We start from the raw sequence: 25,625 nt of genomic DNA, 5'->3' as shown, positions 1-25,625 counted from the left end.
CCAGCCCCTCGAGTCATAAGCCGTACCTCTACGGAAATCAGGATTTCCTTCGAGTTCCGTCTTATGCTGGTCGGGGCTTTCAGGGCGCTTCCGCTTTTCTCGATCCAGCTCCAGCGCCCAGCCCCTCGAGTCATAAGCCGTACCTCTACGGAAATCAGGATTTCCTTCGAGTTCCGTCTTATGCTGGTCGGGGCTAAACAGGGCGGTTCCGCTTTTCTGTCACCCCCATCTCAACACGACTTGCAGGTTGCAGCAGTCCAGGTCGTTGGCTTCTTTGCTGTGGAAGATGAGGCTTAGTCCATCCGGGTTGAATTTGATGACGGGTTTGGACTTGATTCCTGAGCCTTGAAGGATTTTTCCAACCTCTACGGATTTGGACTGCTGTGCCATGTCCATGATTTTTGCGGCAAATTCCCGGGATTCCGAGATTTTTCCCATCAGCAATTCGGCATCTTTCAATAGGATTTTCATTTGCTTGGCGGATCTCATGAACAGTTCGGGATTTGCTGGAGGGAAATCGCGTATATAAGAAGGATAGTAATTGGCTGCAAAAGGGGGAATCGGCCTTCTATAAGGGTAGTAAGAGGGAGGATATAAATAGCGTCTCCTCATGGATGTGGTCCCCTTTCTTAACGTGCAGGTTCTGATACTTTATAAAATATGAAGGCCCTAATTTGTACTATGCTTTTTTCTGGTGTCCAAATTTTGATGTCAATGCATAGACAAAAATGACCGCAAGCCCTAAGCTAATCAGAATAATCACGGATAAGGAACCTTCACTGTGCTGCCAACGTCTCCATTTTGAATCCAAGGGTTCTTTTATATGCTCAATTCTTGGACCTGCTGCCTTGAGAATTTCAATTCCATATCCTCCAAGTACTAAACTTGGCTGGCCTTTTTCGATATTTGCCCATAATTCGACCTTATCCCCACCTCGCACCTGGATGCTTTTACCGCCATCATAGTATCCCCAGCCAGGGATATAGGAATAGGGGATATCCACTTCCTGATTTACATGCCAGGCCAGTGCAGGATCCACTCGAAGGATACGCTCAATTTTCACGGTCACAACCCGCTCCTGTGATAGAGGATTATCATTTTTCTTAATCAAAGTGTCCTTCACAACCACTCCCTTTATATGTATTTTGGCGTCTGTCCTCCTTTCATGTATGCTTCCAGGATCAGGAGAAGCATAAATAGGAGTGCTGCTTGAAAAGGCTATAATCAAGAAAAAAACGAATACAATATATTTCTTCATTTCAAAGCCTCCTTTTTCGATTAGACGTTTAAGCAGGCTCCCGGGTTGCAATGAATTTGGACAGGAAAAAAGGATTCTTGTTTGGTAATCTTGAATTATCCCTAATGAAGACTAGAGGAGGAGGCAATTATCATGAAATATGAAAATACATTGATCGGTACGCTTGGGATGGAATTTGTGGAGATCGGAAAAGGGAAGGTCGTTGCGACCATGCCTGTGGATGAAAGGACGAGACAGCCGTTTGGCTATCTGCATGGAGGGGCTTCTGTTGCATTGGCAGAAACGGTCGCAAGTGTTGGAGCGGTTGAACTGATTGATTTGGAAAAAGAAATTTGCTTCGGGCTTGAAATCAACGCCAATCACATCCGGGCAAAGAAAGATGGTGTTGTCACTGCCATTGCTGAAGCTGTTCATAGAGGGAAAAGTACGATGGTGTGGGAAATAAAAATTGTGGACGAGAAAGAGAAGCTTATCTGTACGTCCAGATGCACGATGGCAGTGGTTCCAAAAAAATAAGGGACTGGCGTTTAATTGGATAATGTCTGGGAAAACAATGAAGGACTACTATTTTAAAGGAGAGATTCATTAAAATGAGCTGGTCCAAAAATGATTACCCGGATTCATTCAAAAATCTGCAGAATGATACGAGATCCAAAGCCATTGAAATCGGCAATGCTCTTCTTGACGAAGGGTATGAAGAAGAGAGGGCCATTCCGATTGCGATTGACCGAGCGAGATCGGCAGAGGAAGGCGGCCAGAAGGAAGAAGAATATCATCTATTGCCGCATGACAATGGATGGCAGCTGAAAAAAGCGGATGGACAACGTGCCATTTATGTAGAGGAAACGAAGAACAAGCTATTGGATAAGGCAAAAAAATATGCTAATGACCATGATGGTTCACTCGTGATCCATAAAGAAGACGGTTCTGTTGAAACAACCCTGTATGATTCATAAGAAAGACTGGCCATCATAGGCCAGTCTTTTCATATGTCTATTCTTTTGATCTTTTGAGGCCTTCTTTTTCATGCTTTTCTTTATCCTTCAGTTCATCGAGGACGCTTTTATCCCACATGGGTACCCCAGTATGATAGGCTGCACGGCTAATCAAATGGCCGGCGACCGGTGATGTGATAAAGATGAAAACAATGGCAAGAATCAGCCTTGAATTGAAAATGCCATCTAATGTATAAAAGTAAAGGAATGCTCCAAGGAGCAGGGACATGACTCCCAGTGTGGAGCCCTTGGATGCTGCGTGGTTTCGCGTATATACATCAGGAAGGCGCAAGATGCCGAGTGCCGTAACTAAGCTCAGTAAAGCCCCGATTGCGATAAAGATGCCTGCAAAAACATTAATGATTTCGGTCACGTTCAATGATCTCCCCTTTCTCGAGGAATTTGGCGAATGCGACGGTTCCGATGAAAGCAAGAATCCCGACGAGCAGGATGACCTCCAAAAAGGCGCTCGTTTTAAGGAGCATGGAAATGAGTGCAATCAAAGCGACGAGATTGATGCCAATTGCATCGAGTGCGATGACCTTGTCAGGAATGGTGGGCCCTTTAATGACCCTATAAATCAATGCCAGCATGGCGAGAGATATGCAAATCAGCGAAATTTTCATGATCATTTCCAGCATTATTTGCTCACCTCCAAAATCGCTTTTTCAAACGAATTCCTGATGCCGTCGATGGCTTCTTCCACATCAGGTACATCCATGGCATGGATATAAAGTATTTTATTATCAGTTGAGACGTCAATCACAAATGTGCCGGGAGTCAATGTGATCAAATTGGCGAGCACCGTCACTTCCCATTTTGTTTCGAGAGTGGTCGTCATAGCGAATATTCCAGGCTTCATGTCCAATTTAGGCTTTAAGATCACCTTAAAGACCGCCCAATTGGCTAAAAGAAGCTCTTTGATGAAAATATAGAGAAGGTTCAGGATTGCAGCTGCTCTCAGCAAGTAAAAACGGCTTTTGAAAAACCTTCTCAGACCGAAAATGATAAGCAGTCCTAATAGATATCCGATAAAGAAATCTTTTCCTTTGAACGAGTTCTGGAGAAACATCCATAAGAATGCAAGGAAAAAGTTTAATAGTATTTGAAATGCCATCCTATTACTCCTTTAATACAGCATCTATGTAGATTGCTGGATTTTTTAGGACTTCTGCAGCCTGCGAGATATAGGAGTGTACGAATTCTGCCCCTATCCCGTAGGTAATCCCGATTGCGACCAGAAGCCCAACAGGTGCTACTAACATATAAACAGGAACCTTGCCCTCGTTAGGAAACTCCTTCGGCACTCCCCAAAAACCATTGATGAAGATTTTCATGACAGAATAAAGTACAAAGAGACTCGACATCAGGACCACAGCAGCCCCGATATAATGTCCTGCTGCAAACCCGCTTTTCACCAGAAGAAGTTTTCCTACGAATCCGCTGAAAGGGGGAATTCCCGCCAATGAAAGGGAGGCAATGAAGAATACCCATCCAAGAAGGGGATATCGCTTGATCATTCCACTGATTTGTGAAAGTCTGCTTGTCCCTGTAATGGCAATGATGATGCCGATCAATAAAAACATGGCAGCTTTTAAAAGCATATCGTGGATGAGGTAAAACACAGAGCCTGTCAGTGATTCTTCTGTCATGACGGAAATTCCGAATGTAATGATACCAACAGCGATGATGATGTTGTAAATGATGATCTTTTTAATATCCTCATAGGCGATGGCGCCGATGATGCCGGCCAGGATCGTCAAGATAGCCAGGACCATAAGGATTTGGTGGGTATACCCTGTATCGTGGTAGAAGAACAAGGTGTATGTCCTTAAGATTGAATAGACGCCCACCTTAGTCAAAAGAGCACCGAATAATGCCATAATCGGAGCGGGAGGTGCATAATACGATCCAGGAAGCCAGAAATAAAGTGGAAAAATCGCACCTTTCAAGCCAAATACGATCAAGAATAGTATCGCGATGACTGTAACGATCCCTGGCTGGTTGATTTCGGAGATCTTTCTGGAAATGTCAGCCATGTTCAAGCTGCCGATTACCGAATAAAGATACGCAACGGTAATGACGAATAAAGCTGAAGAAATGACATTGACCAGAATATACTTAATGGATTCCCTCAATTGAATCTTCGTCCCTCCGATGACCATAAGGACATAGGAAGACATCAGCATGACCTCGAAAAATACGAAAAGATTGAAAATATCCCCTGTCGTAAAAGCCCCGTTGATTCCCACCATCAAAAATTGGAAAACAGAATAATAATAGAACTTTTCCCTGCCTTCCCCTATTGACCTAAAGGAATAGATCAAGCAGCAGAATGCGATGATGCTTGAAGTAGCCACAAGCAGGGCTGAAAGCATGTCCGATACAAGTGTGATCCCAAATGGTGCTGGCCAGCTTCCCAAGTTCAATGTCTGTATGCCATCTGTATGGACCGTATGAATCAAGATGATTGAAGCGGTAATGGTCCCAAGCATGGAAATGCCTGAAATCCATCTTTGCAAAACGATATATTTAGTTAGAAAGATCAGCAGAATCGCTGTAAACAGCGGTATGATGATCGGTAAAATCAATAAATTAGTCATTGCCTTCTGTTCCTCTCATTTGGTCCATGTTATCTGTACCCAATTCTTGATAGGCTCGATATGCCAGGACTAAAAAGAATGAAGTTACTCCAAAGCTGATGACGATCGCCGTCAGGATCAAGGCCTGCGGGATGGGATCGACGTAATGCTTGGCATGCTCTCCCAAAATCGGTACGGAACCTTTCTTCAAGCCGCCCATGGTTAGAATCAGCAGATGGGCGCCATGGCTTAATAGACCGGTCCCGATGATGATTCGCAGCAAGCTTTTGGATAACATGAGATAGACCGCACTGGTAAATAAAACTCCTATAATGACAGCCATTAATATTTCCATTATTCACCCTCTCCTATCGTTTGAATAATGGTCATTGTGACACCAATGACAACGAGATAAACGCCAGTATCGAACAGGACTGCCGTATGAAGGGAGGTTTCTCCCAGAATCGGCAAATCGAAATGGCTGAATGCATGTGTCAAAAACGGGACATTGAAAAGCAGGGATCCCGCACCTGTCCCAACGGCAAAGAATAGTCCGATGCCGATTAACAACTTATAGTCGATCGGAATGATCTTTGAAACCGTCTTGATATCATACGCCAGCAGGAGGAGTACAATGGCACCCGATGTCATCAAACCTCCGATGAACCCACCGCCGGGATGATAGTGCCCTGAAAAGAATACCTGAAGGGAAAATAGAAAAATCATGAAAACGACAACGTTAGTCACTGTCTGTAAGATAACATCATTTTTTTTCATTTGTTTTCCCTCCTTCGCTGCTTAATCGAAGCCTGATCATTCCAAAGATGCCTAACGCGGCAATTCCGAGGACGCAGATTTCAAACATCGTATCAAATCCACGGAAGTCAACAAGAATGACGTTGACCATATTTTCCCCGCCAGCCTTGTCATGGGTGTTTTCAATATAATACTTAGCGATTGAATCAAACAATTTATTGCTGTGAGCCAAAATGGCAACCAGCGTCACGATCAGGCCTACCCCGATGGAAATCAAGGCATTCCCAAGCTTGAACCCGATCCCTTTTTCGTGTTTGTTCAATGGCGGCAAGTGATAGAAGGCCAGAAGGAACAAAGCGACCGAAACAGTTTCAATGACAAGCTGTGTCAATGCAAGGTCCGGCGCCCTGAAAATAACGAAAAACAAGGATACGGTATACCCTACAGCACCGAGCGCGATGATGGAGGTCAGCCTTGATTTCGCCAACAGGATGGTTGCCGATCCGATGACAATGATAAGTGCCAGGACAACTTCGTATACACCGATTGGCGCAGTATTCGAAACATCGATCTTGAATGCATCCTTCGTGAAAAGCGTCACACCGGAAATAGCGATGAAGAATAGGAAGATGTAAACCAGATACGAACGGATAAATCCGGTCATATATCCTTTAGTGATCGATTTTGACCCTGATTCCAACCATTTGATGATTTGATCATATAAATGATTGAATGTCAGCTTGTCAGAAAACCAGGAATAGATTTTTGACCATTTTGAGAGCGTCAAATAAAGAATGACCCCTAAAGCGATGACTCCAATGGTCATGTATAGTTCAATTCCAGGACCATGCCAAAACGAGATATGGCCGACAAAATGTTCACCGGGCTCCAACAGATCCGGAAGAATCGCTCCGACAGCAGGTTCAATGATGTTATAGGTAAGGATGTTCGGGAAAAAGCCGAATATGATCATCAAAGCTGCCAGAATAATGGGAGGTGCGAGCATTCCTGCAGGTGCTTCATGCGGTTTGCGTTCCAGCTTGTCCATTTGAAGCTTCCCTGTGAAGGTGCGGAAAAATAGCATGATGCTGTAAAGAAAGGTAAAGATGCTTCCCACCCAAGCGATAATCGGGAAAAGCAAGCCCCAAGTATCTAGGCTGAAAAGGTCCAATTCCGTCACCCGGACCATACCGGTAAAGAACATTTCCTTACTGAGAAAGCCATTGAATGGCGGCAATCCTGCCATTGAAAATGATCCAATCAAGGCGATGGTGAAAGTGATCGGCATTAAGCCCATCAGGCCGCCGAGTTTCCGAATATCCCTGGTACCTGTTTCGTGGTCGATAATGCCGGCGACCATGAAGAGAGCTCCTTTAAATGTTGCATGGTTGATTAAATGGAATACAGCAGCAGCTGTCGCCACGATAAAAATATTCTCATCCATGTCCTTATAATGCAGTGCAGCTGCCCCGACTCCGAGCAAGGACATAATCAGACCCAGCTGGCTGACTGTCGAAAAGGCAAGGATCCCTTTTAAATCTGTTTGTTTAATCGCATTGAATGAAGCCCAGAACATGGTGAAGATCCCGAAGCTCCCAATGATCCAAAGCCATACAGGACTTTCCGCAAAAACCGGGCTCATGCGTGCGACAAGGTAGATGCCCGCTTTTACCATTGTTGCCGAATGGAGGTATGCACTGACTGGCGTTGGTGCCTCCATGGCATCTGGAAGCCAGATGTAAAATGGGAATTGAGCAGACTTTGTAAATGCCCCGAGCAGAATCAGCAGCATGGAAGGGATGAACAGCGGAGAAGCCATGATCATCTCTTTATGTGTGATCAGTTCACGGATGCTGAAGGTTCCAGCCATATTATAGAGAAGAAAGATTCCCCCAAGCATGGATAATCCACCGAATACGGTAATCAGCATGGACTTTTGGGCACCGTAGCGTGATCCCTCTCTTTGGTACCAATAGCCGATTAAGAGAAAAGAGGAAAGTGAGGTGAATTCCCAAAAAGTATATAGGCTGATGAGATTGTCAGAAAGGACCACCCCAAGCATTGCGCCCATGAAAATAAGCAGATAAACATAAAAGTTATGTAGTTGCTCCCGTTTTTTTGAAAGATAAAAAATGGAGTAGAATACGACCAATGTGCCGATCCCTGTAATTAAAAGGGCAAATAGGAGGCTTAGTCCATCCAAATAAGCAGTAAAATCGATCTTGAGTGAAGGAATCCAATGGATTGTCCGCTTGATTATTTCATTTTCCCGTATCGTTGGGATAAAGTGCAGGAAATAGCCGAACAAAAGGGCTGGAACGACTAGGACAAACCACCCTGTATGAATTTTACGAAAACCTTTATATAGAAATGGCACAAAGACTGCCATGACAAAAGGCAGAAAAATGGCTAAATGCAGCAGTGACAAAAAAATCCCCCCTTAATGAATAAAATATTTGTCAAAATATGTGTTTTCTACAAATTGGAAATATATAATAAATGTTCTCCTCTTTTCCGAAAACCATTCTTCCATTTAAACTCCTGCAAACCGATGTTATCTGAATTATAACGTAAAAAAAAACAGTATGCATGCGTGAAAGGTTGATTTATCCAAGTTGCGGGATTTCGTATTAAATATGTAGAGAAGTGTCAAAATAAGGAGTATTTTTTTGAATATATTTTTTCACTGCTGAAAGAATAAATAGCAGGCGGTGATAAAAATGAAGAAAAAATGGACAATGGCAATCCTGCTATTTGCCCTCCTTTTTGGAGGAGCGTGGGAAATCCATTCGAAGCAAAAGCGAGTATATAGTCCCGGAGACGAGTCCGTTTCCTTGCTGGAGGGGGCCGATCGGGCAAATGCCGAAACAATCAAAGCTGAAAAAAAGAATCATAGAACGCGGAAGCCATTCAAGCCGAGGGAATATATAAGAATCGAGTCCATCACAAACGATTAACAATATAGATGCCAAAATTGTCATTTGCACGCTTAATAGAAAGAGATACAATAAAAAGGCAAACCGACAATGAGGGGTCTACTGAAGTGAAAAATACTTACTTAACCGGCTATATGCCGCTATTATCAATCCTTTTATTCAGCTTATCCTTTTCAATCTATGGTGAAGGACAAATTATCTCCTTCTTTAAATGGGTTGGATTATATAAAGGCATGCGCGAAATCATGAGTACAGGGGAAATAAAAGTTTCACTCCTCGTGATGATTGCTCTATTTATATTCATGCTGCTTTCTGCCTTGAAGCTTATTGCACAAACTATTCATGAATTGGCCTTATTGTTTTTTTCAAAAGATGTCGAGGGTGAAAGTTTGAAAAAAGTGCGCTCCGGAAGCCTCATTTTCTTTATCGGCGGCACTTTATCGATTTTTTGTGCCTTTTCTGTATGGGTGCTGGTGATTGTTTTTCTAATCACCGCATTTGGGTATTTTGTTTTCTATTTATACAAAGTGAGTGCTGGCTTGTCTGTAATGGGGATGGTTGGCATCATTTTATATGAAGTGTTGTCATGGGCGTTGTTTTTACTTGTGGTGGTATATTCAGGCTTCAAGCTATATCAAGGGCTGCTGGCCAGTCTTCCTATATGAGGATTTTGAGAGTCAATCCACTCGCTTTCCGCGGACGAACCTGCAAGCCTCCTCGCTTCGCTGTGGGGTCTTGCCGGCCCGTTTTTCCGCCGGAGTCTCGCGGATTCACTCTCAATCAATCAAAAACCCCTTCCATATCTCCTATCTGCCCATTATTGTTTTCTTCCAGATTTTTAAATGCGGCACGGATGATTCTATGGATTGCATGCTTGATGGCCGATCCCTGCCAACCCACACGCCTGCGAGCCAGTCATCTTTGATGCCGATGAACCAAAAATCTTTATAGTCATTTGTTGTGCCGGTTTTTCCCCCGATGTATGCTGCTGGAATGGATGCTTTCCGGCCGGTTCCATTCTCTACTACAGAAGCCATGAGTTCCTTGATTTTTTCAGCTGTGGACTTAGACCAGACTTTTACTGGTTTATCATGCCATTGATATATAATTTTTCCGCTGCGGTCTGTTACTTTTGAAATGGCTCTCGCGGGCTGATAGTAGCCGTTGTTTACAAAAGCAGAATACGCATTGGTCAATTCGAGAGGAGTCATTCCGTAGGTGAATCCCCCGATTGCTGCCGGAAGCCTTTGATCTTCAGGCTGCAGCTGTTCGAATTGGAAAGGAGCCAAGTATGAGAAGGCTCTTTGAATGCCTGTTTTACTTAGTAGCCTTATAGCCGGTGTATTATAAGAAAACGTAAAAGCAGTCTTTAAGGAGACGTCTCCATAAAATGAACCACTGTAGTTGGAAGGGCAGTAGTTGTTTTCACAAAATGGAGCACCGGATACTTTATCTGAAACAGCTGCATGGAAAGTCTCGATATAAGGTCCATAGTCAAGCAGCGGCTTGATGGCAGAACCCGGCTGCCGGAATGCTTGATATGCGCGGTTAAACGAACCTTCTTTATAATTCCTTCCCCCGACGACGCCCGCAATACGGTGCTCTTTATAATGGATGACGACTTCTGCACCTTCTTCAGGCTGGCCGTTAAGCTGCTGATTGACAGCTGTGGAGGCGGCTGCTTGGATGTCGGGATCCAGATTGGTGTGGATGACAACGCCTGATTGCAATACGGCCTTCATACGTGCATTCAAAGCCTCTTCTGCTTTTTTCCTGATAGATGAATTGGCAGATTGCAGTTTTTGGCTGTAGCCTTCTTCGGCAGCAATCAAATCCCTCAGCTCTTTTTTCGCCAAACTTGCATAATCCGGATATTGATTCCGTTTCTTATATGGGACCAGTGTGATTCTTTCCTGTTTTATGCTCTTGGATTCCTGAACCGTCAGTTTATTGTTTGCGGCTAAAAGATCCAGCAGGCGTTCCTGCCTCTTTTTGGTGTCTTTAAAATGGATGAAAGGATCATATTTTGACGGATTATTCGGGATAGCTGCAATAAATGCCATTTCTCCCTTGGACAGTTTGGAGAGCGGTTTTGAAAAATAAAATTCTGCCGCCGCCTCGACTCCATACACATTGTGTTGAAAATATATAGCATTTAAGTATTTTTCGAGGATCTGATCTTTTGTAAAAGTGTTCTCCAGCTCGTAGGCTATCAGAAGTTCTGAGGCTTTACGCTTATAGTTTTTTTGGTTGTTCAAGAATAGATTGCGTGCCAGCTGCTGTGTGATGGTGCTACCGCCTTGTTCAACGCCGTCTGACTTTGCATTCTCCATAAATGCACGGGCAATTGCGCTCATGTCAAATCCATTATGGCTGTAAAAGTCCCGATCCTCTGAGGTGATGAAGAGCTCCTGGATAAAAGCAGGGATTTCTTTACTTGAAAGGGAAATCCGAAAGGGATGCTGTTCCTCTGCAAAGATATTCCCATTTTTATCAAGAAAAACACTCGCTTCTGGCAAGCGAGTGTCAGATACATTTATTTTTTTATCTAAAAGGGTATTAAAACGCTGTGCATCCCCGGCGTCGCGAATTAAGCCGGAGAGAATGACAGCAAATAATATGAACATGATGGATATGGCTGAAATGCCTGTAAACGTCCGCACTTTATGGTTTTCCCGCCTTTAATGGTAGATTAATAGTTTTCTTTTAGGGACGGATGGTGCTCCCGTCTGATACTCCACCATAATAATCCAAAAGCAAACAGGAATAAAGAGCATGTGACGTAAAAAACAGGAGAAATTCCAACATAGCCCGAAACGATGCCCCCGATCGCCGGTCCAATCACGTTGCCGAGGAAGCGGAAGCTTTGGTTATACCCCATCACTTCCCCTTGCATGGAGACTGGCGCTTCTGAGCGGATATACGCAGTGATGCAAGGAATCATTCCCCCGATGGCTGTACCGAACAAGAAACGGAAAAAGACAAGTTCCCACAGTTTTTGCGCCAATGCTTGAGGTATGACAAAAACTGCCGCAAGCACAAGGAGGATAAGAAGGACTTTCTCATACCCGACTTTGTCCCCGAGTTTTCCCCACTGGCGGGTCGCCAGCAGGTTTCCGAAGCCAGTTGCCGAAAAGGCAAGCCCTGCAAGGAAGGCGATGTTTGTCGAACCATTCAATTGATTGACATAAAGGGCCAATAATGGCTGAATGCTGAAGTTAGCCACCTGTATCAAGAAGGAGAGAAGCATTACGGTCATTAACAGCCTGTGGCTGAAAATCTGCTTCAGCACATCTTTTCTTGAAAAAGTTTTTGTCTTTTCTTTCTTGGAAAGGCGTTTATTTTCGACGATTCCGAAAAGCACACCTATTGTTGCAATCGAGATAGCAGCGGATGTTATGAAAAATGTGTATTCAAACCCGAATGTATCTGCCATCATTCCTCCGATCAGGGGACCGAATAAACCACCTGATACATTTCCCATCACCAAAGTCCCGAGCGTCTTTCCGGCGATTTCCTTCGGTGTCTGACTGGAAATCAACGCAAGGGAGGTAGGGATGAAACCCGTAACAACCCCCATGAACAGGCGCAAAATAAACAGCCCGATGACGCTGTGCATGAATCCCATTAAAAATATGCTTGAAGCAATTCCGAATCCGGTGATCAATAGAATCGGTTTATAGCCAAACCGGTCTCCAAACCTGCCCCATATCGGTGAAACCAGAAAGGCTGTCAAAAACGTGATTCCAAATACAAATCCAGACCAGCGCTGTATATATTCATGATCATAGTGTCCGAATGTTTCAATATAAAGGGACAAAAACGGCATGATCATCGTGGAGCTGGCTGCAACTAAAAAATTAGCGAACCACATGATGATTAAATTTCGTTTTTGAACATTAATTTTAAACACCTTCTTCATATTATTTAGTTTTTTATCACATTGCTGCAAGATATTTCGGTTTACTAAATATTATTATTATAAACTATCTAAATGAGATTGCAAGGAAGCCAGTCCCCCTAAAACTGTGTGGATAAAAAGATATGAAAAAAGCATATTATTGCCATTTATCATGATATAATAAAGGCATACTACTTTGAACGTTGCTAAAAATGACGGTTGGAGGAAGAGAGATGACGGAATCCTATACGATTTTCATCGATTTTGAATTTTCTATGCCCCAAAAAAAGGGAATGCCCAAGGATTTTTATCCTGAGATCATTGAGGCGGGGATTGTTGTGGTTCATAATAATGAAATCATTGAACAATTCTCTGAGTATGTCCGTCCGACAGCTTTCCCAATTTTGACTTCAAGATGCATGGAGTTCCTCTCCATTACACAGGATCAAGTCAATACGGGGATTTCTTTGGAAGAATTGGTGAATCGATTCAAGGGCTACAATGAAAGAGGAAAGTGCAAGGTGGTCACTTGGGGGAATATGGACATGAAGGTACTGCGCGATAATTGCAGGAAGGCAGATCTTCCATTTCCGTTTACCGGCGAATTCGTTGACCTGTCCATGGAATACAAAAAATTCTTCGGCGATCAAAACCAGACAGGACTCTGGAAAGCTGTAAGGGATTACGGCAAGGATGGAGTCGGCAAACACCACAGGGCGCTGGATGATGCTTTGACTACCCTCCATATCTACAGGCTGGTCGAAAAAGATAAGCAATATCTGCAAAATTCAGCAACGACCACGATTGGAGATCGGATTGACCTTTCCCAGCTATTGAATAAATTCGCATTATAAAAGTCCAGGTCTTCCCTTGAAGATCCTGGACTTTTGTTTGTATGTGGAATTCTAGAATGTAAGATTATACATCAGTTCATATTCCTTTTGGATTTCAGCAAGTGCGGTGAGGCTTTGCTCAGAATAAGGAGTATTGTCCTCTATAAGCTGTGCTTTCAAAGTGTTAAAGGCACCTATAAGTGATTCTCCGTATTCAGGGATCGAATCTTGAAATGGCTTCACCATGCCTGTCGGGATATTGGCTTGTTCCCGATAGGCAAGGGCTTTTCTTTCATGAAAGAATCCTTCCCCGATTTGTTTTGGATGGTGAAGGTCTCCCTGGACAGGGTGTTTGATGACGGCCAAAATCCGTACCACAGTGGATGCAGGATTTACAGCTGTGACCTCCCCGATATATTTCCCAGTTTTATAGATTGCAGTTACTTTATCACCTGGTTGTACTGTCAAAGCGATTCCCCCTAAATTCTTTATTCCTGTTTTTATTATGATGGAAGGACTGAGAAAAAACAAAAGGATGATTTTCTAATCGGAATTTAGTAAAGTAAAATTTGGAGGGGAAATGATGAAAACTTTTAAACAATGGATTGGTATTTTATTAGTCGTAGCATTAGTTTCAGCATTGGCAGCCTGCGGGCAAAAGGATAAGGAAGGCTCCTCAGCAGCAGAACCCAAGAAAGATAATGGATCTCAAAGCGGGGAAGCAAACTATCCGCAATTATCCAAAAAAGTGGCAGACAACGAGAAGGAAATTGTGATGAAAACCAGTATGGGTGATATCACTATCAAGCTTTTTCCAGATGAAGCCCCAAAAGCAGTTGAGAATTTTATTAAGCATAGTAAAGACGGATATTATGATGGATTGATTTTTCATCGGGTCATCAATGATTTTATGATCCAAGGCGGAGACCCGGATGGAACTGGAATGGGCGGGGAAAGCATATACGGCCAGCCGTTTGAAGATGAATTTTCCAAAAAGCTCTACAATATCAAAGGAGCATTATCCATGGCGAATTCCGGACCGAATACAAATGGAAGCCAGTTCTTCATCGTTCAGAACAGCCATTTGGATCCGCAGTTGAAAAGTCAGATGAAAGATGCAGGATTCCCGGAGCCAATCATCAAAGCATACGAAGAAAATGGCGGAACACCTTGGCTTGATGGCAAGCATACTGTCTTTGGACAAGTTATTGACGGAATGGATGTCGTAGACAAGATAGCCGCTGTCGAAACTGATCAAAACGATAAGCCGAAAAAGGATGTAGTCATCAAAAAGATCAAGGTCGTAAAGGAATAAGTTGAAAAGTTATCCAACGAGGCACATAGTTTTCCAATGGGACTATTGCTATAATAGAAGGTAGCGCAAACAACTAGTCAGGAAAGGAGTATTTCAATGCTCTCATTATTCCAAACATATGCAGTGGGCTTGTTCTTATACTTTCCGGAAGATAAGCGGGAATATATCCCTGCAGGCATCACTATGGGGATTTTCGTCATATTGGCCGTCATTGCTTTTCGAGTGGTCGTCTATATATCCAAAAAAGAAGAGAAGAAAACAAAGGAAATCGAAGAACATTACAATAAAATGAACGGCAGCAAGCACCCTTGACCCATTTGTCAGGGGTATTTTTTTTGTCCATTTTCTTGTCCAGCTCCAGCGCCTAGCCCCTCGAGTCATAAGCCGCCCCTCTACGGAAATCAGGATTTCCTTCGAGTTCCGTCTCATGCTGGTCGGGGCTGAACAAGGCGCTTGCGCTTTTCTAATCTCTTAACAATTCCTTAACATTATTTCAAGATAGTTTTACATTTGATTAATTCCTCTTTTACTTTGTTTTTTTATGATTAGATTGTGAAACAAAAGAAAACAAAAACTTTTCAAAACAGGAGGAGACATCCATGAAAAAGCAATCCTTAATGAAGGTGTTATCAATCGGGGTGACTTCCGCGTTTCTTATGGCGGGTTGTTCTGGGAATGACGAAGCAAATGGCAGCAAAATAGATACGAGCAATCTCTCCTTAGATAAAATTGAACAAAAAGCAAAAGAAGAAGGGGAAGTCCATTCAGTCGGTATGCCGGATTCATGGGCCAACTGGGGACAGACTTGGAAAGATATTACGAAAAAATATAAGATCAAGCATACCGATACAGATATGTCCAGTGCAGAAGAGTTAGCCAAGTTTGAATCAGGCAACCCTGACGTAGGAGATGTCGGTGCATCATTTGGACCACTGGCTGAAGAAAAGGGATTGACACTTCCTTATAAAACATCCCACTGGGATGAAATTCCTAAATGGGCCAAAGATGATAATGGAGATTGGATCATTGGATATACAGGCACACTTGCTTTCATCACTGATAAAAACAATGTTAAAAATCCTCCGAAATCATGGAAGGATCTGCTTAATGGAGATTACAAGGTAGACGTGGGCGATGTTATGAAAGCCAATCAGGCACAATTTGCAGTATTAGCTGCAGCGTATGCCAATGGCGGTGATGAGAAAAATATCGAACCTGGTATTGAATTCTTCGAAAAACTGGCTAAACAAGGCCGCCTGCAGACAACGGATCCTTCCTTGTCATCATTGGAAAAAGGCGAAAATGATGTAGCGATTGTTTGGGATTTCAATGCTTTGAACTATAGAGACCAAATCCAGAAAGACCGTTTTGATGTGGTGATTCCATCTGATGCATCGGTCATTTCCGGATATGCAAATGTCATTAATAAAAATGCGAAAGATCCTTATTCAGCTATGTTGACTCGTGAATACATCCTTTCAGATGAAGGACAAGCCAATCTTGCCAGAGGATATGCCCGTCCGATTCGAGAAGATGTGAAGCTGCCTGAGGATGCTAAGGCTAAACTACTTCCTGAATCTATGTACAAGAAGGCTCAGCCAGTCAAAGATACAAAGGCATGGGATGAGACTGCCAAAAACCTTCCTCAAAAATGGCAGGAAAAGGTGCTTGTTCATGTCAACTAATCAAAAACTGATTTTCATCATGATTGATGGACTCCGGTATGATACAGCAGTGGATAATATGGGCTATCTGCATCATTTAGTTGAGAAAGGCAGAGCCTCGAGGTATAAAGTGCTTTCAGAAGTTCCAGCTATGTCAAGGCCGCTGTACGAGGTACTTTTGACAGGAACGCCGCCGTACAAAAACGGCATCACTTCCAATCATATTGTTAGGCTTTCGAAGGAAGAAAGCATCTTCCATTTGACGAAGAAGAACGGATTGAAGAATGCGACCGCTTCTTATCATTGGGTAAGTGAACTTTATAACTCGGCACCATTCAATCCTATGAAAGACAGGATTCAGCTCAATCAGGACAAACCGATTCAAAATGGAATCTTCTATTGGGAAGATCATTATCCCGACAATCATCTTTTTGCGGATGCCAATTATTTAAGAGTTAATCACAATCCTGACTTCTTATATATCCACAGCATGAATGTGGATGATGATGGGCACCGATTTACGGCGGATTCTGCAGGATATCGTAATCGGGTGATTGCAGTGGACACAATGCTTGCGACTATTCTCCCTGATTGGCTTGACGAAGAGTATCAGATTGTCATTACTGCTGATCATGGAATGAATAGCGATGGACAGCATGGGGGGACGACTCCTGCCGATAGAGAAGTGCCGTTGTTCATTATGAGCAGCAAATTAGAGCCAGGCATTTATGAAGAGGAAATTCCACAGCTGCAAATAGCTCCAATGGTTTGCAGACTATTAAACATTGACCCATCTGATGCCATGCAAACATTAAAGTTTCCAGGCTTGAAAAAGTAGATTGAAAGAATGTCATAAACCTGTATATAGTGGCTCAGCGCAAGATGACGAAGGAAGTATCAGCCGCTGAGCCATTTAAGGTTTAGGCTGTTTTCGTAAACATGATTGTTAAAATCTTAATGCCGATTTTAACGTAAAAATAGCCGTTTGGCGTGTTGTAATGAAGTATCCAGGCTCTTTTCTAGCTGGATTTTCTGCTTAGATTGCAAAGCTGACCTGTTTTTATGGCTAAAACAATAAACTTTGAGAAAAGAGCCAATGTTTAAAAGGAGTTGCAGCATATGAAGAAACGGAAGGCAAGTTTATACCTTACTCTCGTACCCTTAATTTCCTTTATTATATTATTTCTATTTGTCCCGCTGATCTCAATGATATATTCAAGTCTTTTCAAAAATGGGGAAACCAATCTTTCTCTCAGTAATTACATCGAAATCTTTACGAATCCGTATTATTATAAATCGTTTGAAAATAGCATCATCATTTCGTTGTCTGCCAGTGTAATCGCAATGGTTCTAGCACTTTTTACAGCCTATGCCATTACATTTTTTAAAAAGAAAATTCAGGACAGGATCCTTGTAATGGCGAACCTGACATCCAACTTTGCCGGAATCCCTTTGTCATTTGCCTTCATTGTCCTGCTTGGAAACAGTGGAGTCTTCACAATACTGGCAAAAGAGTTGGACATTGCTTTTCTGCAGCATTTCAATCTTTATTCATGGACAGGGCTCATTCTGATCTATGTCTATTTTCAGTTGCCGCTCGCAGTCATGCTGATGTTTCCCGCCTTTCATGGCATTCAGGGGCAGTGGAAAGAATCTGCCGCTTTATTGGGCGCATCCCCGCTGCAGTTCTGGAGGCGCATCGGATTGCCGATTCTGCTTCCAAGCATAGCCGGAACATCCAGCATTCTTTTTGCGAATGCGATGGGGGCTTATGCATCAGCATATGCGCTGACGGGAAGTACGTATAATCTTGTAACAATCAGAATAGGAGCGTTGATTTCCGGAGATATTTTCGCACAGCCGGAACTTGGAAGTGCTTTGGCGGTCCTTCTCGGACTTATCTTGATTTTTGCCATGCTTCTCAATGAATGGCTGATGAGGAAAGTAAGGAGGGATGTTGGATGAAAAAGAGAAGTGCTTCCTTTATTCCTATGGGCATTGTGTTCTTATATCTTCTATTGCCTCTGGCAGCTACATTTCTCTATTCTGTTTCAACGAAATGGAATAAAACGGTTTTACCTGAGGGCATCACATTTCAATGGTATTCAAAGCTTTTCAGCCACGCTGATTTCATCAATGCTGTACTGCATTCGCTTCTGTTATCAGCTGGGGCAACAGTCATTTCAGCCCTCATTATGGTTCCGGCAATCTTTGTGATTGTCGTCTATGCACCTAAACTTGAAAAATTGCTGCAAGGGATTGTGCTTTTAACCTATGCCATGCCAGGAGTCATTATGGCAGTTGGTTTGTTGAAATCATATGCACATGCAGGCGTTTCGATGGTACTGATAACGATCGGAGCCTACTTTGTCGGCATCATGCCATATATGTATCAAGGAACGAGAAATAGTCTAAGGAATATCCATGCCGGAAACTTGATGGAAGCGGCAGAGCTCCTTGGAGCATCCAAATTTACTGCTTTTTTGAAAATCATCGTTCCAAATATTTTAACGGGGATCCTCGTTTCAGCGCTTCTATCTTTTTCGATATTATTTGGAGAATTCGTCCTTGCAAATTTATTGCTGGGTGGAAGCTATGAAACTGTTCAAATCTTCCTGTATCAGCAGCTAAGAAAAAGCGGTCATTTTGCAAGCGCCATTGTTGTTTGCTATTTCTTATTCATTGCTATCCTATCAAGCTTGGTCGTGAAATTCACCCAGCGTAAAAAGGAGTCGTTATAACATGAGTTTCATTACGATAAACAACATCCAAAAATCATTTGATGGCCAAAAAGTATTGAAAAATATGGATCTTACCATTGAAAAAGGGGAATTCATCACACTGCTTGGTCCTAGCGGGTGCGGCAAGAGTACCCTTCTACGCATCGCTGCGGGGTTGGTCTCTGCCGATGGGGGATCCATTTTCATAGATGGGATCGATGTCACAAATGTCTCTCCTAAGGAAAGGGGAGTAGGGATGGTATTTCAATCCTATGCTCTCTTTCCCAATATGAACGTTTATGAAAATGTTGCGTTCGGTTTGAAAATGAAAAAGATTGAGAAACAACACCTGGATGAACGGGTAATGAATATGATTAAGCTGGTCGGATTGGATGGAAAGGAAAAAGCCTACCCACATGAATTATCCGGGGGACAGCAGCAGCGGGTAGCCTTGGCAAGAAGTATTGTAGTGGAGCCAAAGGTTCTATTATTGGACGAACCATTAAGTGCACTGGATGCTCAAATCAGAAAAAACCTGCAGAAGCTGCTTCGTGATATTCAACAAAGACTCGGAATCACTATGATTCTTGTGACACATGATCAGGAAGAGGCTATGCTTGTCAGCGACCGCATCTTTCTCCTTAATAAAGGAGAGATCGTACAAAGTGGACTTCCGCAAGACATTTATAAGCACCCTGCTACTGAATTCGTAGCCAGGTTTATCGGCAACTATAATGTACTTGGAAAAGATGAAATGACCCAGCTCATCGGACAAGACCCAGGGGAAGGGATGATGTACGCCATCCGTCCAGAAGCATTTCTCCTGAATGAAAGAGAAAATACAATCTTGTTAAATGCAGAAGTAAAGGACATTGCAGTCCTGGGAAGCATTGTTAGATATGGATTGGAACTGAATGGAATCAGTTTTTCGGCGGATTTACTGCAGCAAAGCGGAGTGAATTTGGAGATAAACCAAAAGGTCAGGCTATTCCTTCCAAAAGAGGATGTGATTCCGCTCACATGAGTGTTTTTATATCTGACCGCCATCAGGCAATCTTAAAAGAGATAGAGGTCCAAGGCAAAATAATCGTCTCTCATTTAGCAGATAAAATGGGCGTTACGCCAGAGACGATTCGAAAAGATCTTGATTATCTGGAATCTGAAAAAAAACTTACCCGCGTTCATGGCGGCGCCGTAAAATACACACCTAATATTAATGAACCTATGTTCAGGCAAAAAATGAATGTACAACTTGAAGAAAAAAAGAAAATCGGAAAACTGGCATCCAGATATGTAAATAACGGAGATACCATTATGTTGGATGTTGGTACGACCACCTATCAATTAGCGAATTCTTTAAATGGGCTGCAGAGGGTCACGATCGTCACGAACTCTTTAGCCGCTGCTGAAATCATCAACAGACGTTTAGAAAATAAAATGTTTGATGGAAAGCTGATTGTCCTTGGGGGGATTTCAAACCCAGAGCAAAAATCTGTAGCGGGCACTTTAACAAGACAAATGTTGAGCCACTTTCAATTCGATAAGGCCTTTTTATCTTGTGGAGGTGTTTCAATGGATGATGTGTATGACTACGATTTAGAGGAATCGCTCATCTCAGAGTCAGTTATTAAACAAGCAAAAGAATGCTTTTTATTGACAGATTCCTCAAAGTTGAGAAAGTCTTCTTTTTGCCGGATTTGTTCATTGAGTGATTTGGATTATATCATTTGCGATGAGCCCATTCCGGAAGAGTGGAAGAATTATATTTCCAGCACTTCGTTGAAGTGGATATCACCATAAGGAGGAAAGGTCAATGACAGTAGATTATCATGTTCATCTAGAAGAGGGGCCATACTCATTCCGGTGGCTGGACAGGACAAATAAAGCACTAGAATACTTTCACCCTGAGAAAGAGTACAAACATGGATTGTCATGGATCCAATCAAGGCATCAATTATTGGCAGACCGATTAAAAAATGGGGCATATTCAACAGAATGGCTTGATTTATACCTAATGAAGGCAAAAGAGATCGGTTTGTCTGAAGTGGGGATCGTGGACCATTTATATCGATTTTTCGAAACAAAAAGCTACTTTGAAAAACACATGGATATCAGTGATACTGAATTAGGCAGGCTGCAGCATAAGTGGCTGAAGCAGGTCATGACCGAGAATATGGGGGAATTTGTCCAGTTTATCGAAGGTCAGAAGGCAAAATGGGCCGAGCAGGGAATTCAGCTGCGCCTCGGCATCGAAGCGGACTTCTTTCCAGGCTGTGAATCTGAGCTAAAGGAGCTGCTGGAATTATATCAATGGGATTATGTCATTGGATCCGTCCATTTTGTGGATGGATGGGGGTTTGACAATCCGGAAACGGTCGATCACTTCTCTACTTATGATCTTCCGTTGCTGTACAGCCGCTTTTTTGAGATTGTAGAACAGGCTGTTAGGAGCGGCCTTTTTGATTTTGTCGCACACCTTGATAATTTGAAGGTTTTTGGCATTCGTCCAGATGAAGATGGTCTGCTTCCTCATTATAGAAAAATCGCAGCTGCGCTTTGTGAAACCGATACGGCTACAGAGGTGAACGCAGGGCTGTACTATCGCTACCCTATTAAAGAAATGTGCCCCAGTCCTTTATTTCTAAAAGAACTGGTGAATGCGGGAGTCGCTTTTACCACTTCATCCGATTCCCATTTTCCTGATGACCTTGGAAAATATGTTCACCAAAACACAGAGCTGCTAAAGTCTTTAGGAAAATCCGAAATTGCTGCCTTTAATAGACGTAAGAGGCATTTTGCTCCAATAAGGTGAGGTAAGGATCGATTGAATAGGGATTCCTCCACATGGCTAAAATGGTTAATAGAATTTTGGCTTGGAGGAATTAATATGAAATGGTTGATCAGTTTGATCGTCTGCAGTGCCTTAGCAGGGGGCTGCGCACAGCAAAATCCGAAAAAAACGGAAGTCGATATGAAGAATGCCGACGGAGACTCTTTAGGGACCATTAAACTTGAAGAGCAGGCAAAAGGCGTGATGATGAAAATTAATTTAACGGGACTCACTCCTGGGGAGCATGCCATCCACATCCATGAATTTGGAAAGTGCGAGCCGCCTGACTTTACTTCAGCTGGAAATCACTTCAATCCCGATCACAAAAAGCATGGACTTCTTCATCCGGAAGGGGCGCACGCTGGGGACCTTCCCAATTTAATCGTAAAGGACGATGGCACGGTCAAGGCGGAGATACTCGCTCCTAATCTTACATTTCAAGAGTCGCAGACATCTTTATATACGAAGGACGGGACCTCCATTGTCATTCATGATTCAAAGGACGATGGGATGAGCCAGCCCGCAGGGGACAGCGGAGACAGAATTGCGTGTGGAGTCATAACCAAAAATAAGAATAAGTAAAACAGGGGCCTTCTGAAAAGAGGGTTCTTTTTATGTTTTGGAGAATTATGGGAGGGGGAGGTTGATAACGATGGAATTGATTTTAGCGAGGCATGGGGAATCAGAAGCAGATCTTCTGAATGTCCATGAAGGAAGAGCGGATTTTTCGTTGACAGATAGAGGGCGTATGCAGGCAGAAGCATTTGCTGAGTATGCATCCCTGTATTTTTCTATCGATGTGATGTATTGCAGCACATTAAAAAGAGCTAGAGAGACCGCTGGCTTCGTACATAAGAAATTGAATTGTCCTCTGCATTATTTAGAGGATTTAATGGAATGGAACAATGGGGTTCTCGCCGGACTCAAACGAGAGGAAGCGGCCAAACGATACCCTGAGCCTGAAGGAGGCAGGAAGCCGCACGTACCAGTCGAAAATGGGGAATCCCATATCGATTTTCGCTTGCGGATTGAACGGGCGGTTTCAATGATCAAACATGCCCACCCTGATGAAAAAGTCATGATTGTTTCACATGGCGGTGCTATTTCAAACATCATTAATGCACTTTATCAAATGCCGGTGGTTTCCCCTTTCCGGTTTGCGACAGGGGACACGGGCTTCCATCATTTTATCCTGAAAGATGGCAAAGTGGGGACGAAGGTATTGAATTGCCAAGATCATCTGAAGATGGACATGAGATAAAAAGAGAGAGCCCCCTTTATTAGAAGGGAGGCTCTTATGTTTAAATGGTTAATGCTTTTTTCATTCGGTTTAATCCTTCCTGCACCATTTCCCTTGGACAGGCAATGTTCATCCGGACAAATCCTTCACCGCCAAGCCCGTATTTAGTCCCAGGCTCTAATGCCAGACTTCCTTCGTTAATGAGTTTATCCCGAACCTCTTCATCTGAAAGGCCCAACCTGCTGCAGTCAATCCATATCAGATATCCGCCATCCGGTTTCATGACCTTCACGTCCGGCATCTCTTTTTCAATAAACTGTTCTACTAGAGCGATGTTTCCGCCTATATAGTCCAAAAGTTCATCCAGCCAATCTTCTCCATGGCGGTAAGCAGCTTCCATGCCGATGATCCCAAATGCATTGAGCGTGAAAAAGCCCTGCTGCTTTTGAAGTGCGGCCATCTTTTCCCTGAGGTCCGGGTTGGGGATGATCATGCTCGAAGCCTGAAGGCCTGCCAGGTTGAACGTTTTGCTTGGAGCGGTGCATGTAATGGCAATATTCCCATAGGATGGATCAATGGATGCCAATGGGACATGTTTGTGCGGCGGCATCACCAGGTCAGAATGAATTTCATCCGACACAATAAGAACACCATGCTTCTTGCAGATCTCTGCGATTTTGACCAGTTCGTCCCTTGACCATACACGTCCTCCAGGATTATGCGGATTGCATAAAAGGAACATCTTTACATCTTGTTTGACTGTTTCCTCGAATGCCTCAAAATCAATATTGTACCGATCATCTTCCAGCACAAGCGGGCAGTTCACGAGTTCCCGATTATTTTCCTTGACCATATTGAAAAAAGGTGTGTAGACAGGGGATTGCACAAGGATTCGATCTCCTGGCTCCGTAAGGGCTTGAATGGCCATTCCCAGTGCGGGGACGACCCCAGGGCTGTACATGATCCACTCCGTATCGATATTCCATCCGTGTCTTTTTAAAACCCACTCCTGAATGGATGCTGACGCATGATCCGGTACAAATGTGTATCCGAACATCCCATGCTCGAGACGCTCCTTCAGTGCATCTATAACGGCGGATGGCGGCCTGAAATCCATATCTGCCACCCACATTGGAAGGAGATCCTCTTTGCCGAAAACATTTTTTAATGCATCCCACTTTACAGAGGATGTATTTTGGCGATTAATCTGTTCATCAAAATTAATTTTCAAAATTCCTCACCACCTGGTTTTCTTAATGAATTGCTTTATACTATTAGCATTGCATATTTGAGAATGAAAGAAAAAATTTATGCTTATTCTCCCTATAGAATCTTTGTCAGAATTGATACTATGATAAGATATGACCAGAAAAATAAATGAATAGGGTGATGACTTTGAATATACAAGAATTGAATTTAACCCTGATCCAAACACTGAAAAAATGGGATCCGCTGGGATATGGACCGGAATCTTATGAAATGGAGATCGTAGATGTGGTTCAAGCGGTTCACAGCATGGACGATAAAGGGAAATTAGCAAAGCAGATCCAATCCATCTACGAGTTCTCTTTTGAAGAAATGATCCCTATGGCTAAATGCAGGGAAATGGCTGCCAAACTGTTAAGGATCAAGAATAGCGCTTCCTGTTCTTTATGAGACAGTCTAATAAGTAAATGCCCCTGCCGCATTGCGTTAGGGGCATTTATATGTTCAGCTAGACAAGGATGCCATCGGCAAGGAATTCATCAATATATTTTTTTACTTCATCCGGCTTTTCTTCCGGGACAAGATGTCCTGTTTCTTCCAGTACAATGAGTTTGGATTTCGGAAGGTCCTGTTTTAATTTCTCTCCAATTGAGAGAGGGACGACTTTGTCATATTGACCCCAGATGAGCAGGCAGGGAGTATTGATTTCATTGAGCATCTTTGTGGTGAGGTCCCCCTCCCGGTCCCTGATCATTCGGGTGAGAGCAATGAATATTTCGTCATTTAAAAATGGCCTCAAGTATCCATACATCATATCGTCATCTATCAGGGCTGTATTGTGGACAACGTTTTCAATATTCTTTCTTACGCCTGATTTTGCCAGCCAAAATTTAACATAATAATGAAAGAAAGGCAGATAGCTTGATAGGATAAGCGGCCATTTCAACCTCTTTAGGTAGCCTGAACTGCATAAGAGAATTCCTTTTTTTATCAGGTCGGGTCTTAATTTCATCATGTAGAGGGCAATCTGTCCCCCCATTGAATGGCCGATGACATGCACACTGGGCCAGTTCATCATTTCAATGAAATGAAGTACTGTATGGGCGATATTTTTATAGGAGTACATAAATGAAGGCGTCTTTCCGCTTTTTCCAAAAGGGGGCAGATCCACTGAGATGACTTGAAAATCTTCGCGAAGCAGAGGGATGAGCCGCCTGTAGCTGAAGGTGGATGACAAAAATCCATGCAATAGCACCAGTGTATGTTTAGCAGTTGGATTGGTATATTCTTCATAAAATAATTCAATTCCATTGACTGTGATATGTTTTTCAATTACGGCATCCATCCAGGTTCGCTCCTTTTCTTCGTTTTTCTACTATGTAGAATACC

General features: G+C 43.0%; 31 protein-coding genes. 17 read left to right on the top strand and 14 right to left on the bottom strand.

The features are described 5' to 3' along the window. Positions 1–219: 219 nt before the first annotated feature. Positions 220–612, bottom strand: a complete 393-nt coding sequence (locus tag ABTV07_RS16400; protein ID WP_433744109.1) for a hypothetical protein — start codon at positions 610–612, stop codon at positions 220–222. 67 nt (positions 613–679) lie between these two features. Beyond that, positions 680–1,258: a hypothetical protein gene (locus tag ABTV07_RS16395; protein WP_433744107.1), complete on the bottom strand. Its 579-nt coding sequence runs from the start codon at positions 1,256–1,258 to the stop codon at positions 680–682. A 132-nt stretch (positions 1,259–1,390) separates the two neighbouring features. Here ABTV07_RS16395 and ABTV07_RS16390 point away from each other — a divergent pair, with 132 nt between their 5' ends. Next, positions 1,391–1,774, top strand: a complete 384-nt coding sequence (locus ABTV07_RS16390) for a hotdog fold thioesterase (RefSeq protein WP_433744104.1) — start codon at positions 1,391–1,393, stop codon at positions 1,772–1,774. 74 nt (positions 1,775–1,848) lie between these two features. Beyond that, positions 1,849–2,214, top strand: coding sequence for a DUF2188 domain-containing protein (locus tag ABTV07_RS16385; RefSeq protein WP_433744102.1), 366 nt, complete (start codon positions 1,849–1,851; stop codon positions 2,212–2,214). Between the two features lie 37 nt (positions 2,215–2,251). On the opposite strand, the gene mnhG is transcribed toward ABTV07_RS16385, so the two are convergent. From mnhG to ABTV07_RS16350, 7 genes are read right to left on the bottom strand one after another with little or no spacing between them, the layout of a single operon-like run. Then, positions 2,252–2,626, bottom strand: coding sequence for a monovalent cation/H(+) antiporter subunit G (mnhG, locus tag ABTV07_RS16380; protein WP_433744099.1), 375 nt, complete (start codon positions 2,624–2,626; stop codon positions 2,252–2,254). Beyond that, a complete protein-coding gene (locus ABTV07_RS16375; protein WP_433751309.1) occupies positions 2,610–2,885 on the bottom strand; it encodes a Na(+)/H(+) antiporter subunit F1 in 276 nt (91 codons plus the stop codon). The genes mnhG and ABTV07_RS16375 overlap by 17 nt, the downstream gene beginning before the upstream one ends. A gap of 8 nt (positions 2,886–2,893) precedes the next feature. Next, positions 2,894–3,370: a Na+/H+ antiporter subunit E gene (locus ABTV07_RS16370; protein ID WP_433744096.1), complete on the bottom strand. Its 477-nt coding sequence runs from the start codon at positions 3,368–3,370 to the stop codon at positions 2,894–2,896. A 4-nt stretch (positions 3,371–3,374) separates the two neighbouring features. Then, on the bottom strand, positions 3,375–4,856 hold the full coding sequence (locus ABTV07_RS16365; RefSeq protein ID WP_433744093.1) for a Na+/H+ antiporter subunit D: 1,482 nt from the start codon (positions 4,854–4,856) through the stop codon (positions 3,375–3,377). Then, positions 4,849–5,190 (bottom strand): Na(+)/H(+) antiporter subunit C, encoded by a 342-nt coding sequence (locus tag ABTV07_RS16360; protein ID WP_114747260.1) that lies wholly within the window; start codon positions 5,188–5,190, stop codon positions 4,849–4,851. Before ABTV07_RS16360 ends, ABTV07_RS16365 begins: the two co-directional genes overlap by 8 nt. Then, a complete protein-coding gene (locus ABTV07_RS16355; RefSeq protein ID WP_433744089.1) occupies positions 5,190–5,612 on the bottom strand; it encodes a Na(+)/H(+) antiporter subunit B in 423 nt (140 codons plus the stop codon). The genes ABTV07_RS16360 and ABTV07_RS16355 overlap by 1 nt, the downstream gene beginning before the upstream one ends. Continuing rightward, the gene (locus tag ABTV07_RS16350) at positions 5,599–8,019 is read right to left on the bottom strand and encodes a Na+/H+ antiporter subunit A (RefSeq protein WP_433744086.1); all 2,421 of its coding nucleotides are present in this window, start codon (positions 8,017–8,019) and stop codon (positions 5,599–5,601) included. Before ABTV07_RS16350 ends, ABTV07_RS16355 begins: the two co-directional genes overlap by 14 nt. A gap of 292 nt (positions 8,020–8,311) precedes the next feature. On the opposite strand from ABTV07_RS16350, the gene ABTV07_RS16345 reads away from it, so the two are divergent. Beyond that, positions 8,312–8,548 (top strand): hypothetical protein, encoded by a 237-nt coding sequence (locus ABTV07_RS16345; protein ID WP_433744084.1) that lies wholly within the window; start codon positions 8,312–8,314, stop codon positions 8,546–8,548. Positions 8,549–8,634: 86 nt separating this feature from the next. Beyond that, positions 8,635–9,192 carry a DUF5366 family protein gene (locus ABTV07_RS16340; RefSeq protein WP_433744082.1) on the top strand — a complete coding sequence of 186 codons (558 nt, stop codon included), beginning with the start codon at positions 8,635–8,637 and terminating at the stop codon, positions 9,190–9,192. 141 nt (positions 9,193–9,333) lie between these two features. Here the strand turns inward: ABTV07_RS16340 and ABTV07_RS16335 are convergent, their stop codons facing one another. Both ABTV07_RS16335 and ABTV07_RS16330 read right to left on the bottom strand, forming a co-directional pair. After that, complete coding sequence (locus ABTV07_RS16335) at positions 9,334–11,190, bottom strand: transglycosylase domain-containing protein (RefSeq protein ID WP_433744079.1); 1,857 nt, start codon at positions 11,188–11,190, stop codon at positions 9,334–9,336. 29 nt (positions 11,191–11,219) lie between these two features. Continuing rightward, positions 11,220–12,431: an MFS transporter gene (locus ABTV07_RS16330; protein WP_433751306.1), complete on the bottom strand. Its 1,212-nt coding sequence runs from the start codon at positions 12,429–12,431 to the stop codon at positions 11,220–11,222. A 230-nt stretch (positions 12,432–12,661) separates the two neighbouring features. On the opposite strand from ABTV07_RS16330, the gene kapD reads away from it, so the two are divergent. Then, complete coding sequence (gene kapD / locus ABTV07_RS16325) at positions 12,662–13,282, top strand: 3'-5' exonuclease KapD (protein ID WP_433744076.1); 621 nt, start codon at positions 12,662–12,664, stop codon at positions 13,280–13,282. Positions 13,283–13,333: 51 nt separating this feature from the next. Here kapD and ABTV07_RS16320 read toward each other — a convergent pair whose 3' ends face one another. Beyond that, positions 13,334–13,735 carry a kinase-associated lipoprotein B gene (locus ABTV07_RS16320; RefSeq protein WP_433751305.1) on the bottom strand — a complete coding sequence of 134 codons (402 nt, stop codon included), beginning with the start codon at positions 13,733–13,735 and terminating at the stop codon, positions 13,334–13,336. 109 nt (positions 13,736–13,844) lie between these two features. Between ABTV07_RS16320 and ABTV07_RS16315 the strand changes: the two genes are divergently transcribed. From ABTV07_RS16315 to ABTV07_RS16265, 11 genes are all read left to right on the top strand, one after another. Next, positions 13,845–14,576 carry a peptidylprolyl isomerase gene (locus tag ABTV07_RS16315; RefSeq protein ID WP_433744074.1) on the top strand — a complete coding sequence of 244 codons (732 nt, stop codon included), beginning with the start codon at positions 13,845–13,847 and terminating at the stop codon, positions 14,574–14,576. Positions 14,577–14,672: 96 nt separating this feature from the next. Beyond that, positions 14,673–14,888, top strand: coding sequence for a hypothetical protein (locus tag ABTV07_RS16310; RefSeq protein ID WP_433744071.1), 216 nt, complete (start codon positions 14,673–14,675; stop codon positions 14,886–14,888). 287 nt (positions 14,889–15,175) lie between these two features. After that, positions 15,176–16,261, top strand: coding sequence for an ABC transporter substrate-binding protein (locus ABTV07_RS16305; protein ID WP_433744068.1), 1,086 nt, complete (start codon positions 15,176–15,178; stop codon positions 16,259–16,261). Further along, positions 16,251–17,078 (top strand): alkaline phosphatase family protein, encoded by an 828-nt coding sequence (locus ABTV07_RS16300; protein ID WP_433744066.1) that lies wholly within the window; start codon positions 16,251–16,253, stop codon positions 17,076–17,078. The genes ABTV07_RS16305 and ABTV07_RS16300 overlap by 11 nt, the downstream gene beginning before the upstream one ends. Before the next feature lie 281 nt (positions 17,079–17,359). Continuing rightward, positions 17,360–18,205 carry an ABC transporter permease gene (locus ABTV07_RS16295; protein ID WP_433744063.1) on the top strand — a complete coding sequence of 282 codons (846 nt, stop codon included), beginning with the start codon at positions 17,360–17,362 and terminating at the stop codon, positions 18,203–18,205. Next, positions 18,202–18,981, top strand: coding sequence for an ABC transporter permease (locus ABTV07_RS16290; protein ID WP_433744060.1), 780 nt, complete (start codon positions 18,202–18,204; stop codon positions 18,979–18,981). Before ABTV07_RS16295 ends, ABTV07_RS16290 begins: the two co-directional genes overlap by 4 nt. A gap of 1 nt (position 18,982) precedes the next feature. After that, positions 18,983–19,984, top strand: a complete 1,002-nt coding sequence (locus ABTV07_RS16285) for an ABC transporter ATP-binding protein (RefSeq protein ID WP_433744057.1) — start codon at positions 18,983–18,985, stop codon at positions 19,982–19,984. Then, positions 19,981–20,760, top strand: a complete 780-nt coding sequence (locus ABTV07_RS16280; protein WP_433744054.1) for a DeoR/GlpR family DNA-binding transcription regulator — start codon at positions 19,981–19,983, stop codon at positions 20,758–20,760. The genes ABTV07_RS16285 and ABTV07_RS16280 overlap by 4 nt, the downstream gene beginning before the upstream one ends. Before the next feature lie 13 nt (positions 20,761–20,773). Next, positions 20,774–21,772: a histidinol phosphate phosphatase domain-containing protein gene (locus tag ABTV07_RS16275; RefSeq protein WP_433744051.1), complete on the top strand. Its 999-nt coding sequence runs from the start codon at positions 20,774–20,776 to the stop codon at positions 21,770–21,772. A 75-nt stretch (positions 21,773–21,847) separates the two neighbouring features. Continuing rightward, the gene (locus ABTV07_RS16270) at positions 21,848–22,372 is read left to right on the top strand and encodes a superoxide dismutase family protein (protein WP_433744048.1); all 525 of its coding nucleotides are present in this window, start codon (positions 21,848–21,850) and stop codon (positions 22,370–22,372) included. Between the two features lie 70 nt (positions 22,373–22,442). Next, complete coding sequence (locus ABTV07_RS16265) at positions 22,443–23,051, top strand: histidine phosphatase family protein (RefSeq protein WP_433744045.1); 609 nt, start codon at positions 22,443–22,445, stop codon at positions 23,049–23,051. Positions 23,052–23,091: 40 nt separating this feature from the next. Here the strand turns inward: ABTV07_RS16265 and ABTV07_RS16260 are convergent, their stop codons facing one another. Further along, complete coding sequence (locus ABTV07_RS16260) at positions 23,092–24,261, bottom strand: MalY/PatB family protein (RefSeq protein WP_433744043.1); 1,170 nt, start codon at positions 24,259–24,261, stop codon at positions 23,092–23,094. A 164-nt stretch (positions 24,262–24,425) separates the two neighbouring features. Between ABTV07_RS16260 and ABTV07_RS16255 the strand changes: the two genes are divergently transcribed. Beyond that, positions 24,426–24,686 (top strand): DUF1871 family protein, encoded by a 261-nt coding sequence (locus ABTV07_RS16255; RefSeq protein ID WP_433744040.1) that lies wholly within the window; start codon positions 24,426–24,428, stop codon positions 24,684–24,686. Between the two features lie 58 nt (positions 24,687–24,744). Here ABTV07_RS16255 and ABTV07_RS16250 read toward each other — a convergent pair whose 3' ends face one another. Further along, positions 24,745–25,581, bottom strand: coding sequence for an alpha/beta fold hydrolase (locus ABTV07_RS16250; RefSeq protein ID WP_433744037.1), 837 nt, complete (start codon positions 25,579–25,581; stop codon positions 24,745–24,747). Positions 25,582–25,625: the final 44 nt, after the last annotated feature.

Origin of the sequence: Falsibacillus pallidus (assembly GCF_050990905.1) — a bacterium.
GTDB classification, from domain to species: Bacteria; Bacillota; Bacilli; order Bacillales; family DSM-25281; genus Falsibacillus; species Falsibacillus pallidus_A.
The sequence above is the reverse complement of the archived record's forward strand: the minus strand, read 5'-3'. Positions and strand labels throughout refer to the sequence as shown.

What these genes read in the sequence shown, in the direction of transcription:
- kapD (WP_433744076.1), top strand. Translation starts at nt 12,662, where the DNA reads ATGACGGAATCCTATACGATTTTCATCGATTTTGAATTTTCTATGCCC.
- ABTV07_RS16385 (WP_433744102.1), top strand. Translation starts at nt 1,849, where the DNA reads ATGAGCTGGTCCAAAAATGATTACCCGGATTCATTCAAAAATCTGCAG.
- ABTV07_RS16375 (WP_433751309.1), bottom strand. Translation starts at nt 2,885, where the DNA reads ATGATCATGAAAATTTCGCTGATTTGCATATCTCTCGCCATGCTGGCA.
- ABTV07_RS16305 (WP_433744068.1), top strand. Translation starts at nt 15,176, where the DNA reads ATGAAAAAGCAATCCTTAATGAAGGTGTTATCAATCGGGGTGACTTCC.
- ABTV07_RS16345 (WP_433744084.1), top strand. Translation starts at nt 8,312, where the DNA reads ATGAAGAAAAAATGGACAATGGCAATCCTGCTATTTGCCCTCCTTTTT.
- ABTV07_RS16310 (WP_433744071.1), top strand. Translation starts at nt 14,673, where the DNA reads ATGCTCTCATTATTCCAAACATATGCAGTGGGCTTGTTCTTATACTTT.
- ABTV07_RS16285 (WP_433744057.1), top strand. Translation starts at nt 18,983, where the DNA reads ATGAGTTTCATTACGATAAACAACATCCAAAAATCATTTGATGGCCAA.
- ABTV07_RS16265 (WP_433744045.1), top strand. Translation starts at nt 22,443, where the DNA reads ATGGAATTGATTTTAGCGAGGCATGGGGAATCAGAAGCAGATCTTCTG.
- ABTV07_RS16270 (WP_433744048.1), top strand. Translation starts at nt 21,848, where the DNA reads ATGAAATGGTTGATCAGTTTGATCGTCTGCAGTGCCTTAGCAGGGGGC.
- ABTV07_RS16355 (WP_433744089.1), bottom strand. Translation starts at nt 5,612, where the DNA reads ATGAAAAAAAATGATGTTATCTTACAGACAGTGACTAACGTTGTCGTT.
- ABTV07_RS16250 (WP_433744037.1), bottom strand. Translation starts at nt 25,581, where the DNA reads ATGGATGCCGTAATTGAAAAACATATCACAGTCAATGGAATTGAATTA.
- ABTV07_RS16275 (WP_433744051.1), top strand. Translation starts at nt 20,774, where the DNA reads ATGACAGTAGATTATCATGTTCATCTAGAAGAGGGGCCATACTCATTC.
- ABTV07_RS16360 (WP_114747260.1), bottom strand. Translation starts at nt 5,190, where the DNA reads ATGGAAATATTAATGGCTGTCATTATAGGAGTTTTATTTACCAGTGCG.
- ABTV07_RS16390 (WP_433744104.1), top strand. Translation starts at nt 1,391, where the DNA reads ATGAAATATGAAAATACATTGATCGGTACGCTTGGGATGGAATTTGTG.
- ABTV07_RS16280 (WP_433744054.1), top strand. Translation starts at nt 19,981, where the DNA reads ATGAGTGTTTTTATATCTGACCGCCATCAGGCAATCTTAAAAGAGATA.
- ABTV07_RS16365 (WP_433744093.1), bottom strand. Translation starts at nt 4,856, where the DNA reads ATGACTAATTTATTGATTTTACCGATCATCATACCGCTGTTTACAGCG.
- ABTV07_RS16370 (WP_433744096.1), bottom strand. Translation starts at nt 3,370, where the DNA reads ATGGCATTTCAAATACTATTAAACTTTTTCCTTGCATTCTTATGGATG.
- ABTV07_RS16300 (WP_433744066.1), top strand. Translation starts at nt 16,251, where the DNA reads ATGTCAACTAATCAAAAACTGATTTTCATCATGATTGATGGACTCCGG.
- ABTV07_RS16315 (WP_433744074.1), top strand. Translation starts at nt 13,845, where the DNA reads ATGAAAACTTTTAAACAATGGATTGGTATTTTATTAGTCGTAGCATTA.
- ABTV07_RS16295 (WP_433744063.1), top strand. Translation starts at nt 17,360, where the DNA reads ATGAAGAAACGGAAGGCAAGTTTATACCTTACTCTCGTACCCTTAATT.
- ABTV07_RS16395 (WP_433744107.1), bottom strand. Translation starts at nt 1,258, where the DNA reads ATGAAGAAATATATTGTATTCGTTTTTTTCTTGATTATAGCCTTTTCA.
- ABTV07_RS16400 (WP_433744109.1), bottom strand. Translation starts at nt 612, where the DNA reads ATGAGGAGACGCTATTTATATCCTCCCTCTTACTACCCTTATAGAAGG.
- ABTV07_RS16290 (WP_433744060.1), top strand. Translation starts at nt 18,202, where the DNA reads ATGAAAAAGAGAAGTGCTTCCTTTATTCCTATGGGCATTGTGTTCTTA.